Annotated in this window: 19 protein-coding genes; 6 read left to right on the top strand and 13 right to left on the bottom strand. The window is 68.1% G+C overall.

Features of this window, described 5'->3' with window-relative positions; all coding sequences use genetic code 11:
- Nucleotides 1-34 precede the first annotated feature (34 nt).
- From RVY76_RS14770 to RVY76_RS14740, 7 genes are read right to left on the bottom strand one after another with little or no spacing between them, the layout of a single operon-like run.
- Nucleotides 35-388 (bottom strand): hypothetical protein, encoded by a 354-nt coding sequence (locus RVY76_RS14770; protein ID WP_317377018.1) that lies wholly within the window; start codon nucleotides 386-388, stop codon nucleotides 35-37.
- A 13-nt stretch (nucleotides 389-401) separates the two neighbouring features.
- The gene (locus tag RVY76_RS14765) at nucleotides 402-1871 is read right to left on the bottom strand and encodes a glutamine synthetase family protein (protein ID WP_317377016.1); all 1470 of its coding nucleotides are present in this window, start codon (nucleotides 1869-1871) and stop codon (nucleotides 402-404) included.
- Nucleotides 1872-1919: 48 nt separating this feature from the next.
- Nucleotides 1920-3389, bottom strand: coding sequence for a hypothetical protein (locus tag RVY76_RS14760; protein ID WP_317377015.1), 1470 nt, complete (start codon nucleotides 3387-3389; stop codon nucleotides 1920-1922).
- A 29-nt stretch (nucleotides 3390-3418) separates the two neighbouring features.
- On the bottom strand, nucleotides 3419-4375 hold the full coding sequence (locus RVY76_RS14755) for an ABC transporter substrate-binding protein (protein ID WP_317377014.1): 957 nt from the start codon (nucleotides 4373-4375) through the stop codon (nucleotides 3419-3421).
- Between the two features lie 44 nt (nucleotides 4376-4419).
- The gene (locus RVY76_RS14750; RefSeq protein WP_317377013.1) at nucleotides 4420-5175 is read right to left on the bottom strand and encodes an ABC transporter permease; all 756 of its coding nucleotides are present in this window, start codon (nucleotides 5173-5175) and stop codon (nucleotides 4420-4422) included.
- The gene (locus RVY76_RS14745; RefSeq protein ID WP_317377012.1) at nucleotides 5172-5996 is read right to left on the bottom strand and encodes an ABC transporter ATP-binding protein; all 825 of its coding nucleotides are present in this window, start codon (nucleotides 5994-5996) and stop codon (nucleotides 5172-5174) included. The genes RVY76_RS14750 and RVY76_RS14745 overlap by 4 nt, the downstream gene beginning before the upstream one ends.
- Nucleotides 5997-6037: 41 nt before the next feature.
- Nucleotides 6038-6799 (bottom strand): ABC transporter permease, encoded by a 762-nt coding sequence (locus RVY76_RS14740; RefSeq protein WP_317377011.1) that lies wholly within the window; start codon nucleotides 6797-6799, stop codon nucleotides 6038-6040.
- A 125-nt stretch (nucleotides 6800-6924) separates the two neighbouring features.
- Between RVY76_RS14740 and RVY76_RS14735 the strand changes: the two genes are divergently transcribed.
- On the top strand, nucleotides 6925-7737 hold the full coding sequence (locus tag RVY76_RS14735) for a helix-turn-helix domain-containing protein (protein WP_317377010.1): 813 nt from the start codon (nucleotides 6925-6927) through the stop codon (nucleotides 7735-7737).
- Between the two features lie 7 nt (nucleotides 7738-7744).
- Here the strand turns inward: RVY76_RS14735 and RVY76_RS14730 are convergent, their stop codons facing one another.
- From RVY76_RS14730 to RVY76_RS14720, 3 genes are read right to left on the bottom strand one after another with little or no spacing between them, the layout of a single operon-like run.
- Nucleotides 7745-8173: a hypothetical protein gene (locus RVY76_RS14730; RefSeq protein ID WP_317377009.1), complete on the bottom strand. Its 429-nt coding sequence runs from the start codon at nucleotides 8171-8173 to the stop codon at nucleotides 7745-7747.
- The gene (locus tag RVY76_RS14725) at nucleotides 8170-9411 is read right to left on the bottom strand and encodes an aromatic ring-hydroxylating dioxygenase subunit alpha (RefSeq protein WP_317377008.1); all 1242 of its coding nucleotides are present in this window, start codon (nucleotides 9409-9411) and stop codon (nucleotides 8170-8172) included. Before RVY76_RS14725 ends, RVY76_RS14730 begins: the two co-directional genes overlap by 4 nt.
- Nucleotides 9412-9426: 15 nt before the next feature.
- Nucleotides 9427-9837 carry a Rieske 2Fe-2S domain-containing protein gene (locus RVY76_RS14720; protein WP_410796045.1) on the bottom strand — a complete coding sequence of 137 codons (411 nt, stop codon included), beginning with the start codon at nucleotides 9835-9837 and terminating at the stop codon, nucleotides 9427-9429.
- 146 nt (nucleotides 9838-9983) lie between these two features.
- Between RVY76_RS14720 and RVY76_RS14715 the strand changes: the two genes are divergently transcribed.
- Genes RVY76_RS14715 through RVY76_RS14705 form a run of 3 tightly spaced genes read left to right on the top strand, consistent with a single transcriptional unit; the run spans nucleotide 9984 to nucleotide 12403 of the window.
- Nucleotides 9984-10760 carry an IclR family transcriptional regulator gene (locus RVY76_RS14715; RefSeq protein ID WP_317377007.1) on the top strand — a complete coding sequence of 259 codons (777 nt, stop codon included), beginning with the start codon at nucleotides 9984-9986 and terminating at the stop codon, nucleotides 10758-10760.
- 24 nt (nucleotides 10761-10784) lie between these two features.
- Nucleotides 10785-11969, top strand: a complete 1185-nt coding sequence (locus tag RVY76_RS14710) for an FAD-dependent oxidoreductase (RefSeq protein ID WP_317377006.1) — start codon at nucleotides 10785-10787, stop codon at nucleotides 11967-11969.
- Nucleotides 11966-12403, top strand: coding sequence for a flavodoxin family protein (locus RVY76_RS14705; protein WP_317377005.1), 438 nt, complete (start codon nucleotides 11966-11968; stop codon nucleotides 12401-12403). Before RVY76_RS14710 ends, RVY76_RS14705 begins: the two co-directional genes overlap by 4 nt.
- A 228-nt stretch (nucleotides 12404-12631) precedes the next feature.
- On the opposite strand, the gene RVY76_RS14700 is transcribed toward RVY76_RS14705, so the two are convergent.
- Nucleotides 12632-13525 (bottom strand): LysR family transcriptional regulator, encoded by an 894-nt coding sequence (locus RVY76_RS14700; protein ID WP_317377004.1) that lies wholly within the window; start codon nucleotides 13523-13525, stop codon nucleotides 12632-12634.
- 99 nt (nucleotides 13526-13624) lie between these two features.
- Between RVY76_RS14700 and RVY76_RS14695 the strand changes: the two genes are divergently transcribed.
- Nucleotides 13625-14854 (top strand): tRNA-dihydrouridine synthase, encoded by a 1230-nt coding sequence (locus RVY76_RS14695; protein WP_317377003.1) that lies wholly within the window; start codon nucleotides 13625-13627, stop codon nucleotides 14852-14854.
- A gap of 128 nt (nucleotides 14855-14982) precedes the next feature.
- Here the strand turns inward: RVY76_RS14695 and RVY76_RS14690 are convergent, their stop codons facing one another.
- The gene (locus tag RVY76_RS14690) at nucleotides 14983-15543 is read right to left on the bottom strand and encodes a cupin domain-containing protein (RefSeq protein WP_317377002.1); all 561 of its coding nucleotides are present in this window, start codon (nucleotides 15541-15543) and stop codon (nucleotides 14983-14985) included.
- A 53-nt stretch (nucleotides 15544-15596) separates the two neighbouring features.
- Nucleotides 15597-16823, bottom strand: coding sequence for an aminotransferase class V-fold PLP-dependent enzyme (locus tag RVY76_RS14685; protein ID WP_317377001.1), 1227 nt, complete (start codon nucleotides 16821-16823; stop codon nucleotides 15597-15599).
- Between the two features lie 80 nt (nucleotides 16824-16903).
- On the opposite strand from RVY76_RS14685, the gene RVY76_RS14680 reads away from it, so the two are divergent.
- Nucleotides 16904-17683 (top strand): IclR family transcriptional regulator, encoded by a 780-nt coding sequence (locus tag RVY76_RS14680; RefSeq protein WP_317377000.1) that lies wholly within the window; start codon nucleotides 16904-16906, stop codon nucleotides 17681-17683.
- Nucleotides 17684-17685: the final 2 nt, after the last annotated feature.

The raw sequence follows: 17685 nt of genomic DNA, 5'->3' as shown, positions 1-17685 counted from the left end.
GGTTCGGACGGCCCCGCGCTCGCCCGAGCACTCTCTATGCGGCGGTCCCGCCCGGCTCGGACGTCAGGCTTTTCCTGTAGCAGTACGGGTCCATGTCGCGGATGTCCGCGCTGATCGCCTCGATGTCGGGAAAGGCATCCCTAAGCGCGCAGACCAGGGCATCCGACAAGGCGAGCTTGGCCGCATCCTCGCGCCCTGCCAGAAGCGAAACGGTAACGTGCAGGAACGAGCTTCGCCCGTCGCCTAGCAGCACGGTTCCGGCGCACTGCGTCCGGACCTTGATATCCTCGCGCCGCATGATCCCGCTGCGGGCCGCGACATCCAGGGCGACCCGGCACAATGTGGTGCCGTCGATCTCGGGGAAATGTTCGATCACCAGATGGGGCATGGCCGCGCGTCCTTCACAACAATCCGAAATATTCGCGCTGCTCCCAATCCGAGACGGCGGTCGCGTAGCGGTCCCATTCGGCCTGCTTGAGGGTCACGATGAACTCGGCGAATTCCGGACCCAGCTCGGTCCGGTAGAGCGAGCTGGCGTGGAACGCGGTCAGCGCATCCGCAAGCGAGCGCGGCAGACGCGGCGCGCCCGAGGTATAGGGCGACTCGGCCGGAGGACCGGCATCGAGGCCCCGGTCGATCCCGTCGAGTCCCGACAGGATCTGCGCGGCGAAGACGTAGTAGGGATTGGCCGCCGGCTCGGCCACGCGGTTCTCGATCCGGCTGGCCCCGTCGCCGGGCTCCATCAGCGCGCGGATCATCGCACCGCGATTGTCGCGCCCCCACTGGACGCGGTCCGGGGCCATCTGGAACGGCTGGTAGCGCTTGTAGCCGTTGACGGTGGGCGTGGTCAGGATGCAGCTGGCCTCGGCATGGGCCAGAAGGCCGGCGATCCAGCCCGACGCCTCGGGGGTCAGCGTCTGCTCCGTCTCGGGCACGAAGAGGTTCCGGCCCGTCGCCATCTCGACCAGCGACTGATGCAGGTGCCAGCCTGCCGAGGCACCGCCGTCGATCCGGGGCCGGCACATGAAGCTCGCATGCAGGCCCCGCCGCGCCGCCAGATCCTTGGCCATGGCCCGCAGCATGATCATGTTGTCGGCATGGCTCAGGGCATCGGCGGGATCGAAGACGAACTCGACCTGTCCCGGCCCCATCTCGATCTCGACCGAGCGCAGCGGCAGACCCAGATCGCACGCCGCCTTGCGCATCTCGTCGAGCACCGGCTCCATCCGGTCGTAGACCCCTTCGGCCAGGAACTGGTAGCCGGGGGCCAGCAATTCGGTCTCGGGGGGGCGATGCGGCATGCCGCTGTCGCCATGGGCCAGCCGCGGCTCGGTGCTGCGGAACAGATGGAATTCCACCTCGAGCCCGACGGTCAGCGACCAGCCCCGGCTGGCCAGCCGCGACAGCGCCGCCTTGAGCACCTGACGCGGGGCGAAGGGGATCGGGCTGCCGTCGGTGAAGGCCAGATCGCAAAAGAGCCATGCCGAATGCGGTGCCCAGGGCAGGATGCGGAAGGTCTCCGGGGCGGGCACCATCAGCATGTCCCCTGCCCCGGTCCCGGCGACCGGACTGCCCTCGGCCGACCAGACCGGAAAGGCGGTCCGCCCCGAGGTATCCTTGAGCAGCAGGGTCGAGGGCGCGCGCAGGCCGACCTTGAACAGCGACGGCAGCGCCTTGGCGAGGATCGTCTTGCCGCGCAGCACCCCGTGCGCATCGGCAAAGACGACGCGGATCGTCTCGACCCCCGCACGTTCGACCGTCTCGAGGATCTCGCCGGCGCGTTGTTGCGCGGCGGCGTCCAGAAGGCCGAGCTGGGCCAGGCGTCCGTTCCGGAGGTCCGGCGCAGGATCGTGCGAGGGTTCGTCAGACATCACGTCGGAGCCTTTTGTCAGAGTGCCGTTGCCGCGCCGCCGCGCCGCTCAGTTGATGAAGACCGGGCTGGACCAGGCCATCTGCCCGTTCTTCTGGGTCACCCGCAGGTAGAGATGCGAGCTGCCCGCAGGGATCTCCACGTCCACCGTGGCGACCAGCCGCGACAGCGCCGCCGGCACGATACGGTGCATCTGGAAGCTCTCGGACGGGTAGGCCCCGGTATGGACCTCGGCAGACGCCGCGCGCAGATCCGACAGGCGGAAGCGGCGCGTCATCTCCACCGGACGGGTCATCCTGAGCTCGACCTCGGCCGCGTCGCCGGCCTCGATCTCCATCACCACGGCCTGGTTGGGATTGCCCATCGAGGGTTCCTGCCGCGAACTGTAGGAGACGACGCCCATGCCGGCCTCGGACGGAGCGAAGCGGTGGCGGCGGTTCTCGTCGAACGGACCGGAGGTCAGGCATGGGAAATGCCGCATCAGCCGGGCCCCGTCGAAGGCCAGGTCGAACTCCCAGTCGACGATCCGCGCCTTGTCCAGATCGCCCCAGGGACCCCAGCCCCATTCCAGCCGCAGCTGCTCGGGCCCTTCCGCCTCGCCGCCCGGCTGCAGGACCTGCACGACCTCGTTGTTGAGCACCAGCTCGACCCGGTCGATGACATCGCGCCCCTGGATGTCGCAGGTCACGGTGACCGTGTCCGACGCCGCGATCTCGGCCCCCATCGGCGCGCCGTCGACGGTGAAGCCGACCTCGATCTTGTCGCCGGTCAGCGCGTAGGTGCGCCGGGCATGGATCGCCTCCATGACGCTGTCGCGGCTGACCACCCCCTCGACCAGGGCCCCCATCAGCCCCTCGCCGTAGGCACCGGGAAAGCCGCGATGGCTGTCGGTCGATCCGGTAAAGCCGAACCGCGCCCCCTTGGCCAGGTTGTGCTGGATCGTCTGCGCGGTGGACCGTCCGCCGGGCGAGCCGATCTTCATGGGGAAGGGCGAGGTGTCGGATTCCGAACAGCCATGCATCGAGAAGATCTCGACCACAGGCGACAGGGACGGGTCATACTCGTCCCAGTTCAGGCCGCGCACCCCTTTGGGATAGGCGACATGGTGGGGCAGCAGGATGGCGCCGTTCTCGCGGCAGAAGGCGCGCAACCCCTCGATATCCTGTGCGTAGCACATCTCGCGGTTGTCATCGGCGAAGATCACGCATTGATCGCCGTAGAAGTTCGAATGCCACTCGAACCCGAGGAAGGCCGCGAAGCCCTCCTCGAGATTGGCCTCGGCGATGGCTTTCTGCACGCGCGGCCAGGTCTCCGCCAGGCGATCGAAGCCGCGGCTGAAGTGATCGAACCGCGGATCGGTGCCGACGGCCAGGTCGTGCCAGCTGGAATGGCCGGTGAAGGCGTAGAAATCCAGATGTTCCCGGGCGATGTCCAGGCTGCGCTCGATGCTGCCCTTGCCGTAGCCGTGGCCGTTGTGATTGTGGATGTCCCCGAAGGCCACCCGGTAGGAATGTGTCATTGGGTCGTGTGCTTCCTTGGGGCGGTGGATCAGCGCGATTGCGTCCGGATGGCCGCGTCCACATCGACAGGCGCGTCGATCAGCTCGTAGGTGACCATCAGGTTCATCGTCTTCTCGATGGAGTCGGTGTCGATCTCGGCGCTGTACTGCCAGGGCGTTTCCATGATCGCTGACACCACGGCCGGATCCATCTGGGTGTAGCCCGACACCAGCTCGATCGCGGCCTCGTCGCCGTAATTCTCGTTGGTCCAGTCGATGCCCTGCTCCAGCGCCTGCACGAAACCGTCCACCGCCTCGGGGTTCTCCTCGGCGAACATGTCGGTGACGACGTAGAACGAGGTCGCGGTCGCGGTGTCCTCGAAGCCGTAGGGCCAGCCGACGACCTCGACCGCATCGTCCTGCATCAGCCGGCCGAGGAAGGGCTGGCTGACGAAGGCGGCATCGATCTGGTCGTTCAGCACGGCGTCGGGCATCTGCGGGAACGGCACCTCGACGAAGGTGACCTGGCTGGAATCGCCGCCGGTGGCGTCGATCCAGTGGCGGGCATAGAGCCAGATGATGTTGTTGCGTGTATTCACGCCGACGCGCTTTCCGGTCAGGTCGGCCCCCGACGTGATCTGCGCGTCGCTGCGGGCCACGATCCCGGCATTGTCGGGCTCGGTCCCCTGGGTCTTCTGGGCCGGGGCGATGATCTGCAGCGGCAGGCCGCTGTCGAGACCCTGCAGGATCGACACGATGTTGGTGAAGACGATGTCGACGCTGCCCGACAGCAGCGCCGGGATGCCGGTCGCGCCGCCCTGGGACGGGGTGTCGTTCATCGTCAGCCCGTTCTGCGCGAAATAGTCCTGCGCCTCGGCGGCGTGGTAGGGGATCACATCGAAGATCGGGATCAGGCTGGCGCGCAGCTCGGTCGTCTCCTGGGCCGTGGCGGGCAGAACCATGAGCGCCGTGACGGCGGCCAGGCTGGGCAGGGTGAGGTTTTTCATGGCATGTCCTGGAGTTGCTTGGAGGTGGAAGGGGCGGCCGTCGGTCAGGCCCAGAAGGCGAGCTTGCGTTCGAGAAGGCGGAGGATCGCGGTCTGGGCGATGCCCACGATCGAGACGACCACGATGTAGGCGTACATTTCGGGCAGGCGGAACGCGCGTTGCGCGTCGATGATCTCGGCCCCGAGCCCGCCCGAAGAGGCCAGCATCTCGGCCAGCACGGCCAGGACCAGCGCAAGGCCCAGCCCGACCTTCGCTCCCGTCAGGATCATCGGTGCCGCGGCCGGCAGGATGATGCGAAAGATCCGCCGGGTGCGCCCGACATGGAAGGTGCGGGCCGTCTCGATCAGGACCGGGTCGGTGTTGCGCACCCCCTCGATCGTGTTGATCAGGATCGGGAACAGCGACGATAGCCAGATGACGACGATCTTCATCTCGGCACCGAAGCCGAGAAACAGCATCAGGGGCGGCAGCAGAGCCGGTTTCGGGATCGGACGCAGGACCTCGACCAGCGGCTCGAACAGGTTGTAGGCGCGGCGGCTGAGCCCCATCAGCACGCCCAGGCCGATGCCCGTGACGCAGGCCAGAAGGAAACCCGACAGCAGCAGCATCAGCGTATGGGCCAGTGGCGAGAGGAGGCCGCCGCCGCGCACCAGCTCGACCAGCGTCAGCGCGACCGCGCTCGGCGCGGGAACCATGTAGGGGCTGATCGCACCGCTGCGGCAAGCGATCTCGAGGATCAGCAGCAGCGCGGCCACGAATCCCGGCCCCAGGATCATCGGGAGGGTCGATGCACGGGTCAATTATGGAACTCCCGGCCACCCAGAAGGCGCGTCAGCAGGCGGCCGCGCAGCTCCTGGTATCGGGGCATGCCCTGGGTCGCGACCGGATCGCGCGGCCGCGGCAGCTCGGTCTCGATCACCTCCTCGACACGAGAGGGTCGCTTGCCCAGGATCGCGATGCGGTCCGACAGGTAGATCGCCTCCTCCACGTCGTGGGTGACCAGCACGACGGTGAGACCGCTCGCGGCCCAGAGGTCGAGGATCAGCTCATGCAGCTCCAGCCGGGTCAGCGCGTCGACCGACGAGAACGGCTCGTCGAGCAGCAGCAGCTCGGGGCGTGCGGCCAGGGCGCGGGCGATGGCCACGCGCTGCTGCATGCCGCCCGACAGCTCGCTTGGATATTTCGCGCCCATGTCGCCCAGGCCGACCTTGCCCAGGAAGTCGTTGCAGACCGCCCGGCGCTCGGCCGCGGACATCTTGATGCGATGCTCGAAGCCGAAGGCCACGTTTTCCTCGACCGTCAGCCAGGGCAGAAGCGACCGCGAATATTGCTGGAACAGGTAGACCATGTTCTCGGGCGGCTCCGAGACGACCTGATCGTTCATCCGTACCTCGCCCGAGGTGGCCGGCAGCAGCCCGGCCATGATCTTGAGCAGGGTGGACTTGCCGCAGCCCGACGGTCCGACGATCGACAGGAACTCGCCCCGGCGGATGTCCAGGCTGACCGATCCGATCGCCTCGAACGTCTTTTTCCCCTCGCCGTAGATCTTGCCGACCTCGCGGATCGAAAGATGTGTGTCGGTGGTCATCGCGGTCCCCTGGATACGGGTGTCGATCTTCATGTCTGGCTTCCTTGGCTGCGCGGTCCCGCCGGCGGGCGCGGTCATTTTCCGGTCCAGTGGAGCAGCCGCCCTTCCACCATGCGGAACAGCAGGTTCATCGCGTATCCGGTCAGTGAGAGCAGGATGACGGCTGCATACATGTCGTCGGCGCGCATGGCGTACTGCATGCTGATGATGTAGTAGCCGATGCCCCCGGACCCGGCGATCATCTCGGCGACGACGGTGGTGATCAGCGCGAGGGCGAGGCTCGTCCGCATCCCGGCCAGGATGTAGGGCAGCGCCGCCGGCAGCAGGACCCGGCGCAGGGTCCGGGCCCGGCCCGCCTTGAAGGTGCGGGCGACCTCCAGATAGGTGGGGTCCACCGTCATCGCGCCGGCCAGCGTGTTGACCACGACCGGAAAGAAGACGCCCAGGCTGATGATGAAGATCTTCAGGGTGTTGTCGATGCCCAGGATGAAGATCAGCGGTGGAATGATGGCCGCCGCCGGTATCGGGCGCAGCAGTTCCACCAAGGTGTTGAGCAGTGCCCGCACCGGGGCCGCGAGGCCCATCGCGAGGCCGATCGCGATTCCCACGGCGCTGCCGATGACGAAGCCCGCCGCCATGCGCCCCAGGCTGGCCAGCATGGCGCTCAGAAGGTCGCTGCCGCCGAGGCTGGCGAGAAGCGTGGCCATCACGTCTGTGAAGGGGGGCCAGGACTGGCTGTTCTCGACCAGAACCCGGGCCGAGAACTCCCACAGGACCAGAAGTCCTGCGACCAGAGTGATCCCGCTCATTTTCTCCCTGATGACCTGCATCGTCATTCCCTCGACTTGCTGAGCTAGACTGGACTCGTCGGGCCGTTGTGCCGTATCGCCGAACCACACCTTTCCGCAGGGCGGAATGCCCTGACCCGACCTACCCTCGCGAAGCAGAAAATTTGGGCTCAATGAGCGGACGAACGCCAGAAACAGTGCAGGCCCTGTCCCGCGGCCTGACCGTGCTGACCCTGATCAGCCGCAGCGGTGCCATGTCGCTCGCGCAGCTGCACCATGCGACGGGGTTCTCGCGCCCTTCGATCCTGCGCCTGCTCGGGACGCTCGAGCAGGAGGGCTTCGTGCGGCGCTGGCTGGACGACGGGCTCTACCGCATCAACTCGCTGAGCCCGGTCAGCAACCGCAGCATGGCGTGGCTGTCCCGGCTGGCCGACACCATCGCGCCCGCCGTCGAACGGTTGACGCAGGACATTTCCTGGCCGGCCGACGTGGCCGTTCTCGATGGCGACAAGATGGCGGTCTGCGAGACCACGCGGCGGCAATCCCCCTACCCGGTCGACCTGATCACCTCGGGCTACCAGGTGCATGTGCTGCAATCGGCCGTCGGGCGGACCTGGCTCGCCTTCATGGAGGACGGCGCGCGGCGGACGCTGCTCAACCGGCTGCTGAGCTCGGGCGACCGGCTCGACCGGCTGGCCCTGGACATGGACGAGGTCGAGCGGATCGTGCAGCAGGTGCGGGCCGATGGCTACGCGGTGCGCGCGCCGGGATATCGCGCCGCGGATTCGAAGCTGGCGCCCGGAATGCGCGCGATCGGCATGCCGGTGCTTCAGGACGGGGTGATCGTGGCCTGCCTCAGCGTTTCATGGTCGGCGGAATATCTGTCCGTCGGCGAGTTCGCGGCCCGCCATCTGGTCCGCCTTCAGGAGGCCGCGTCGGACGCGACCTCCCTGCTTCACAAGGCGACGCTGCGCCTTCAGGAGTGATCCCGCCTCAGGCGCTGAACCACAGGCCCGGCTCCGTCCAGCCGGTTCCGGCGATGAAGGCCGGCTCGCCCAGGCGGATATCGGCGGGCAGGCCCGGATCCGGGCGCGGATCGGTCCAGCTCCAGAGCCCGGCCCCCTGCAACCGCAGGTCCGGCTGCAGGGTCACCGTGAGGGACAGCCGGGTGACGAGGCCCGAATGCGCCGGCCGCAGATGCAGCGGCACGGCCGCCGTCTCGGCAAGCCCCGGAACCTCGATCAACGGGGCATGATGCAGGGTGAAGACGGCCTGCCCGAACCCGTTGCGCACCATCATCTGACGGACAGATTCGCGCAGCGTGAAATAGCCGTCGAGGATGTCCTCGAAGGCCGTTCCCTCGGCCAGCCCCGTCAGCGGGGCCGCGATGCGGTCGCCCCCCATGCGCCCTCGATCGGTCAAACCGTGGCGTCCCAGGGACAGGCCGCGCGCCGCTCCATGTCGCTCTGCGCGCTGGCCGCGACCCAGTCCGAGGTGCTGGCGATGGCATCGTTCGACAGCGGCCCCACGATCCGGCGTGCGGCGTCGCGGTCCTGCATCGGCAAGGCACCCGGACGCCCCGCCTCGAGCGCCTTCATCGCGCGGCGCAGCATCAGCCGGTAGCGGATGATCGCGGCATCGCCACGGCCCAGATGCTCGCGGGTGCGGTCCTGGATCGCGCCCAGTCCCTCGACCGCCCACTGGTCGTGGACGTTGATGTCGAGACCCATGCCCGTATAGGTCTGCGTCGCCTGTTCCTCGGGGTCGAAATGGTAGTCGTTCGACCGGTTCTTCAGCGGCGCGTAGTCGGGCAGGCGATGTTCCTTCAGGCGCTGCGCCCGCATGACGTCCTTGTTCACGGGGTTCTGGAAGCTGGTGAACAGCGTGTACCAGTAGCACGTCTCGTCATCGACGGGGACATGCCACTGGGTGATGATCATCTCCCGCGACATCGGGATGCAGATCGCCGAGGGGAAGATCTGGTTGGTCACGCGCACATGGGTCAGGTCGTTGTCCATGTGGCGCAGGGCGGTGATCTTCAGGCCGAACTCCGTCTCGTCCACCTCGATGTCGGGGCGGGGATACTCGCGCAGCACCTGGGTCATCGGCATGTCGGTATGGGCCGCCTTGTCGCGGAACTGCTTGCCGTAGCTGTCGTCGGGATCCTCGTCCTGCAGGAAGCGGTGCAGGAACGAGGCATGGGCCGGGTCGATGCCGATCTCGAGCGCCTGCAGCCAGTTGCATTCCCACAGGCCCTTGAAGGCGAAGACATGGCTGTCAGGGGCGCGGAAGCAGTCGAAGTTCGGGAATTCCGGCGGCTCTCCGTCGCCCAGGAAGGCGAACAGGATGCCCTTCTTCTCGACCACCGGATAGCTGGGACCGTCTTCGACGATCCGGATGTCGGCGGCGGCGGGATGGAACGCCGGCGGCTCGTCCGCGGCCGCCTCGCGCTGGCGCAGGACCAGCGCACCGGCGGCGTCGCGCACCATCACCAGGCGTTCGCCCAGCAGGTTGACGGGAAGGGTGACGGCACCGTCCGGATCGCCCGAGGGCAGCTCGTCGGTCAGGGCCGCCGGCTGCCAGTAGGTGCGATGCACCGCGCCGGCGGACGATCCCGGGCCGATGCGGGTGATCTGGTCGTTCAGCTTTTGCGTGATCATGGGTTAGCTCCTGGTTCAGGTGTCCGCCGAGGCGGGAAAGGCCGGGGCCGTGCCCGACCCGACATAGGCGTGGATCCGGCCCGCATGCTCGACGACGGTGAAACTGGGCAGGCGGATCGTCTGGTACATCGTCGAATCGAGCGGCTCCGCCGGCTGCTCGGTGCATTGACCGGTATGGTCGAAATGCCACCCGTGGAAGGGGCAGCGCAGACCGTTATCCTCGCGCCGCCCAAAGCACAGGTCGGCCCCGCGATGCGGACAATGCCGCCCGATCAGCCCCAGTCGCCCCTCCTCGTCGCGGAACAGGACCATCCGTTGACCGTCCAGGTCGACCGGGATCACCGGGCGTGCGCCCGCCAGATCGGATGCGGACGCGATCTCAACCCAGTCCTCGCGATCCGCGGTCATGGGGCTCTGCTGGGTCATGGGCACCGTCTCCTGTCGGGGTTGCAGCATGGTGGAAAGTGCGTTATTAGCACATTAGTGCGATATACGAACTTTACCTTGTGATCGTCCGTTGTCAATCGCTATGATCGCCGCATGCGGTGGGACCGCTGAGAAAGGATTTCGCTTTGGCTGGACGTGATGCATCCGTCGGCGCCTCGACATTCGCCAAGGGCCTCAGGGTCCTCGAATGCTTCGCCGCCGGCGACAGGACCCTGTCCATGGCCGCCATCACAAGGCGGACCGGGCTGGATCGCGCCACGGTGCGGCGTCTCTGCCTGACCCTGGTCGAGGCGGGGTATCTGTCCCAGAACGACCGCGATCTGGGCCTGACGCCGCGGATCCTCTCGCTGGCGGGCGGCTATCTGGCGGCCAACGAATTTGGCCGGGCGGTGCAGCCGGTTCTGAACATCCATGCCAGCGAACTGGGCGGCGAGATCTTCATGGCCATGCGCGACCGGGGCCGGGCGATATATGTCGCGCAATCGGCCATGCCGGGCTCGCGGCTGTCGATCGGCTTCGTGGTCGGCAGCTCGATCCCGCTGCTCGGCACGGCGGTGGGACGGATGATCCTGGCCGCCGCCCCGCCCGAGGATCTCGACCAGCTGCTGGAGCGCGGCGGCGGCGAGCGGCACACCGAGGCCACCGATCTCGACCCCGCCTCGCTCCGCGCAAAGATCGCCCGGGCGGCCGAGCAGGGCTATGCGCTCGTCCGCGACGAGTTCGAGATGGGCGTGACCGCCCTGGCCGTTCCGGTCGCCGGCGTCGATCCCACGCCGACGGCGATCGGCACCACGCTGCCGACCGAGACGGCGGCGAACGAGGCCGAATGCGAGCGGGTCCTGAACATCCTGCGGCAGACGGCCCGCAGCCTGCGCGGACATCGATCCGTGCAGGATTTCTGACATGGCGCAATCTTCGGAGACAACATGACCGGCAAGATCGCAATCGTGGGAGCCGGCCCGTCGGGCTGCTACCTGGCCCAGGCTTTACTCAAGGCGGACCCGACGCTGGAAGTCGACGTGCTCGATGCCCTGCCCGTGCCCTACGGGCTGCTGCGCTACGGCGTGGCGGCGGACCATCAGGGCACCAAGGGGATCGCGAGGCAGTTCGAACGGGTCTTCACCCGGCAGGGTGCCCGCTTCCACGGCAACATCGACGTCGGGCGCGACATGCCGCTCGAGACGCTGCGGGAGGGGTTCGACGCGGTCGTCCTGGCCGCGGGCCTGTCGGGCGACCGCTCCCTGGGAATTCCGGGCGACACCCTGCCCGGGATCGTCGGCTCGGGCGCGCTGACCCGTGCGCTGAACGAACATCCCGCCGCCGAGGCGCTGCCCGAACTCGGGCCCGAGCCGATGATCATCGGCGGCGGCAACGTCGCGATGGACATCCTGCGCCTGCTGTCCAAGACCCCCGCGGAGCTTGCCGGCAGCGATCTCGGCCCCGGCCCCACCGAATGGCTGGCGCGCCAGCGCTTCCGCAAGATCACCCTCGTTTCCCGGTCCCCTCTGGCGGCGGCGCGGTTCGATCCCGCAATGCTCAAGGAGATCGTCCGCCTCTCCGGCATCGCCCTCGAGATATCGGACAGCCAGCCGGTGCCGCCCGACCTGCTGGCCGAGCACGTTCCGGGTGCCCTGCCCGTGCTCCTGAACTTCGCCACGGTCCCGACGTCGATCGCGCCGGCGGCTCAGGGCCTCGACGTCACCGTCGAAGGCTCCGCCGGCCCCCGCGTCCTGCAGGCCAGCGCGATCGTCACGGCCATCGGATTCGACCATGCCGGCGGCCTCGACCGCGCGGGGCTGCTGCGCGAATGCGGTGCGGCGACGCGCCTGGCTCCCGGCCTCTATGCCACGGGCTGGTTCGCCAACGGACCCTCGGGCGCCATTCCGAAGGCGCGCGCCGATGCCCAGACCGTCGCGGCCCGGCTCCTCGCCGAGCTGCGGCCCGACCCCGCCAGACCCGGTGCCGCCCTGCTGGCATCCCATGAGGCGAAGGTCGATTTTTCCCATTGGGAGCGGATCGATGCACGCGAACGCGCCGCCGCAACCGCCGATCGTTGCCGCCGAAAACTGACGCTCACCGAAATCCTGGACATGAAAGACATGGACGCATGAAGATTGAGATCCTGTACGGAACCGAGACCGGCAATGCCGAGATGCTGGCCGACGACGTCGCCGCCTCCCTGGCCGACCGCCACACGGTCAACTGCACCAGTCTCGCGGACACGGATCCCGGGGCCCTGGCCGAGGCGGATCTGAACCTGATCCTCTGCTCGTCCTACGGCGACGGGGAAATGCCCGCCTCGGCCAAGCCCTTTGCCGCGCGCCTCGAAGCGATCGAGACCCTCGATCCGGCACCGCGTGTCGCGGTCTTCGGTCTGGGGGACAGCGAGTATGCCGAGACCTACGGTCAGGCCCCCAAGACCCTGGCCGCGATGCTGGGCGCACGCGGCGCGCAGGTTCTGGGGGACGTTCCCGTCCATGACGCGTCCGGAGAGGACGAGGTCGAAGAGATCGCCATACCCTGGGCCGCCGCGCTGCTGGAATAGACGCGGTGGGCGGTCCGGCACGCATTTCGCGCCGCCGGATCGCCGACATACCGGTTCAGCCCGCATCAGCCGCCATGGGCAGGATTCCACCTGCGCTGCTCGAAGGAAATCGCGAGGTCGACGCGTTTTTCGTGGTTCGAAGGTTGTCGTGGCTCCGACTGAGATTTGCCCCAAGGTCCGGTCGGTCCCGAAAACCGCATCGCCCCGTCTGTGGCAGACGTCTCCCGCTCAGACGTCGTGACGAAAGCCCTCCACGAGGGCCTCGACGAGAAGCCGCACACGGCGTGGAACGACCTCACCGGGTGGACGCAGGAGGGAGATCGCGGATCGGTCGTCCGGCGCTTCGGCTTCGCTCAGCACGGCCAGCAGCCGCCCCGCGACGATATCGTCGGCGACGAGGAATGACGGCAGGCGGGCAATGCCCAATCCCCTCAGGCAGGCATCGTGCAGGGCATCCAGCGAATTGCAGCTGAACCCCCGCCCCAGCTCGACGGGAGAGTTCCGCTCGCCCGTCAGCGGCCAGGAATTGAATGGTCCCGACATGTTCAAGGTCAGGCAGGCATGTCCGGCAAGGTCCTCCGGCACGGTCGGCGCACCATGTCGCTTTACGTAATCGGGTGAGGCGCAGATGACCCGCCTGTTGTCGGCCAGACGCCTGGCGATCAGGCCGGAATCGGGCAGGACGGCGCTGCGCACCGCCAGATCATACCGGCCCTCGACCAGATCGACGAGCGCGTCGGTCAGCGTCAGGTCGATCGCCACCTCCGGATAGCGCTCCGAGAAATCGAGGATGACGGGAAGCACCTTCCGTCGTCCAAGCGCGGTCGAGGCCGTCATGCGGATCGGGCCGCGGATCGCCCCCGTGCCTTCGGCGATGTCGCTCTCGACCCGAGCCAATCTCGCCAGGATGTCTCGCGTCCCCGCGGCATAGGTCCGACCGGCCTCCGTCAGCGTCATGCGGCGTGTCGTTCGGACGAACAGAGGGGCCCCGATCCGCCCTTCCATCTGCGAGATCCGCTTGCTGACCGCGGAGGGTGTCACGCCGAGATGCCGGGCGGCACCCGCAAAGCTTCCCGCATCGAGGATCGCGTGGAAGAGGTCGAGCTCACCATCCTGCCTCATTCGTTCCCTCAGCTCACATCACCCGGTCCGATATGCCGGATTATCACGCGCCGATCGGCATGTCAGTCATCAGTCGTTCCAACATGGAAGGAATAGCCCGTGTCCCTGTCACTCCACGCAGCCAGTCCCTCTCGCGGCGAAAGCCGCAATCCGCTCTTCACTCCCCTACGCCTTCCCTGCGGGGCGGTTCTGGAAAACCGCATCGTGAAATCCGCGATGTCCGACTGTCTTGCCGACGGAACCGGTCATCCGACGGACGCCCAGGCCGCTCTCTATCGCACATGGTCCCAAGGCGGCGCGGCCGTCTCCATCATCGGCGAAGTTCAGGGCGATGCGCGGTTTCCGGAAGCTGCGGGAAACCTCGTGCTCGATGGCGATTCCGACCTGAACCGCTTCGCTCGATTGGCGCGGGAGGGCATAAGCGGGGGTGGTCAGCTCTGGATTCAGCTCGGCCATGCCGGCGCATTGACCGATCCGGCGATCGGGACACCGAAGGGGCCGAGCGCGCTGGATCTGCCGGGACTGTCCTCTGCCGCTCTGACGGCGGGCGAGATCGCCGCCCTTCCGGCACTCTTCGCGCGTACGGCGCGCCTTGCCCAGCTTGCCGGTTTCGGGGGCGTCCAGCTGCATGCGGCGCATGGCTTCCTTCTGAGCCAGTTCCTCTCGCCGCTCTTCAACCGGCGGGAGGATGCGTATGGCGGCCCGATCGAGGCGCGCATGCAGATCGTGCTCGAGATCGTCGATGAGGTCCGTGCAGCCGTCGGACCGGCCTTTCCCGTCGCGATCAAGATCAACGCCACGGACCGGCTGGATGGCGGATTGACCGAGACGGACGCCCTGAAATTCGTCGCGGCACTCGAGCGCTCCTCCATCGACCTCATCGAGATCAGCGGCGGCACCTACTTTCCGGGCGCACCGGCAACCCCGGAGCATCGCAGGTCCGGCGCGTACTTCGCGTCCTTCGCCCGATCCGCGCGGTCCATGACGGCAAAACCCCTGCTTCTGACCGGGGGGATCAAGACCATGGAGCAGGCGGAAAGGATCGTATCGGAGGGGATCGCCGACGGGGTGGGCCTCGCGCGCGCCTTCGCGATCACGCCGGAGGTCACCGACCTCTGGCGGCGCGGCGAGGCAACGGCCCCCGCCTTCCCGCGCTTCACCTCCCCCCCGGAGGGAGGCGTGACCGCCTGGTACACGATGCGCCTGGCGGAGATCGGCGAGGAGAGGGACCTTCTGTCCGGTGCCGATCTCGACCGGGTCATTGCCGCCTGCACCGATCGTGACCGGCGAAAAGCGGAAATCTGGCGCAATCACTTCGACCGCGATTGACGGACGAGGGCCGGAATCTGAGCGGGAGCCCTGTCCGCACCGCCGTCATTCGCGCCAGCGGCAGAGTAAACCCCGCTTCGCCACGGGCGGCCCGAGCAAAGGCGATGCTTCCGACGAAAGAGGCTGACCTAAGCGCTCCCGCTCCCCTCGCCCCAGACGCGCATCAGCGGGCCGTCCGCCCCGTGGACGGGGCAGGTCGCGGGGCGTGCGACGGCGGCGATGCGATCCGCGACCGCGCCGTCATGGGGGCCGTCGGCGCGGATCGTCTCGTAGCCCTCCTGCCCCGGCGGATAGGCCCCGCAGATCTCGAAATCGTCGCTCGCCTCGATCTGCTTGTGCCCGGTCCCCGCGGGCAACACGACGACGTCGCCCGCCCGGATCTCGACCCGCGCGCCCGACGGCCCGCCAAGCGCGAGCACCGCCTGCCCCCGCGCCACGGCCAGGACCTCGTGCGCGTTGGGGTGGAAATGGTGGTAGTCGAAGACCCGCCAGGTCCACGTCCCGCCCCAGCCGTTGTTCTGCAGGTGCCGCTCCACCGACGCCGACGCGCCCCCCTGCCCCAGCGCCGCGCGCATCAGGACGACGGGCAGTTCCGGGTTGTTCGGAACCGTCCCGTCATCCTCGAAATCGAAGGTCTCGACCTCGATCTCCGCGGCGGGCGTCGTCTCGACGGGTACCTCGTCATGCATCGCGCTCTCCTCGGTTCATGTCGCGGCACGACATAGCCCGAGGGCGCGCCGCGTCAGTCGAGCCAGCCGAGATAGCTCTCCGTGCCGCCGTTGCGCGCATCGGCGAGGGCCGCGTCCTCGTCGATCTTTCGGACCTCGCCATCCGACAGGACCGTCCCCAACGCGTCGCGCACCAGCTCCGCCTGCCCCGCCGTCAGGTTGCACGGGTCGAGCTGGAAATACCCTTTCTCGACCTCGTGGCCGCGCACGGCGATGGGCGGGTCGTAGCGGCCGAAGGCCACGGCGAACTGCGCCGCGCTCGCGCCCGCGGCGGACGGGTCCACGTCGATCTGCAACCGCTGCAGCGGGTTGCCGGTCGGATCGTCGATCCGGTGCGCGCGGATGCCCGCATACCCGCCGAGCGCGCTTTCCCACAGGTCGAGCGCGGCATCCTCGCGCGCGCGCATGGCCGCGTGGTCGCGCTCCAGCCACTGCTCCATCGCGGCGATCGCGCCCGCGATGCTCTCCTTGCCGATCTTCATGCCGCGGCCGATGCCGATATTCTGGAGATAGGCCGCCTGGACCAGCGCCTTCGGACCCGCCACGATGCCGCTCGTCGGGCCGCCCATGAACTTGTGGCCCGAATAGATCACGATGTCCGCGCCCGCCTCGAAGAAGCCCTGCAGGTCGTATTCCGACGCCGCGTCCACGATGACCGGCACGCCGCGCGCGCGCGCGATCTCGCAGAATCGTTTAAGCGGGATCTGCCCGTAATCGACCACGTGATGCGACACCACGTAAAGCGCCGCGACCGCGCCTTCGGCCAGCGCCGCGTCGAGCTGATAGTCGCGCGCCAGCGTGGACTGCCCGATCATGCGGACCTGGCCGCCCGCGATCTCGATCGCCTGGCTCACCGGCGCGCCGTATTCGCAGAGATGGCCCATCTGCACCGCGACCGCGTTCGGCCCGCCCGGGGCCGTCGGCAGCGCCTCGACCCGTGCGGGATCGCGCCCCGTGATGCAGCCCGCCACGGCAAGCGAGATGCCCGCGCTGGCCGATGCCGTCAGAAAGCCCGCCTCGGCCCCCGTCAGCCGCGCGATGACGTCCGACGCCTTCGCCTGAAGCTCGTGGATGCGCGCGAAGCGCGTCATCGCGGCGGCCGTCGCCTGGGCCACGGCCTCCGTTGTCACCGATCCCCCGAGCGACGTCATCGTCCCCGAGACGTTGACCACGTGGCCAAGCCCCATCTCGTCGTGCCAGGACCAGTCGATGCCGTATCCGTCGGTCTTTGCGCCTTCCATGTCGTCCTTTCCGCCCCTTGCAGGGCCTTCCATAATTATGAGATAACCATCCCGACAGTGACCGACCGGGAGACATCGCAATGGATCAGATCGCCCCACGCCGCTCGCGGACGAGCGCTCTGACGCGCAGTCTGCAGATCCTCGACCTGCTGAGCGACAAGCTCCGCCCCATGACGGCCTACGAGCTCGCCAAGGAAAGCGGCGCGCCGCCCTCGACGGTCTACAAGCTCATCGACGACATGACCGACGGCGCGATGCTGGGCCGGATGCCCGACGGCCGCGTCTGGCTCGGGCCGCGGCTCATGCGCTACGGCCTCGCCTACCGCGCGCGGATGAATGCCTTCCAGGAGGCCGAGCGCGCGATGCACGACCTGTCCGAACGCACCGGCGAAATGGTTCAGATCTGCACCCGCGACGAGGGCTGGATGTCGGTCATCGGCATGGCCGAGGGGCGCGGCACGTTCCGCGTGACCTCCGACGTGGGCACGCGCGTGCCCCTCAACTGGACCGCGTCGGGCCGGCTGCTGATCGGCCACCTGTCCGACGACGAGCGGCGCGAGGTCTTCGCGCGCTGCGCCACGCCCTCGGCCACCGGCCTCGCCGAGACCGATCCCGATATCCTCGCGCGCACCTCGCGCGAGGCGTTCCTCGACGGGATCTCGGTGCAGATCGACACCTCCGAAGAGGCCGTGGCCTGCATCGCGGCCCCGGTCCGCGACGCGGACGGCGCCTGCCTGATGACCCTCTCGGTCGTCATGCCCAAGCACCGCGTCCCCGACCGGTTCGACGATATCGCGAACGAGGTGCGCGGCGCGGCGCGCTCGGTCGAACTGGCGCTCGGGACCCACGGCGCGGCCTGACC

The organism is Palleronia sp. LCG004 (assembly GCF_032931615.1).
Lineage (GTDB): Bacteria > Pseudomonadota > Alphaproteobacteria > Rhodobacterales > Rhodobacteraceae > Palleronia.
This window is presented reverse-complemented; position numbering and strand designations above follow the sequence as displayed.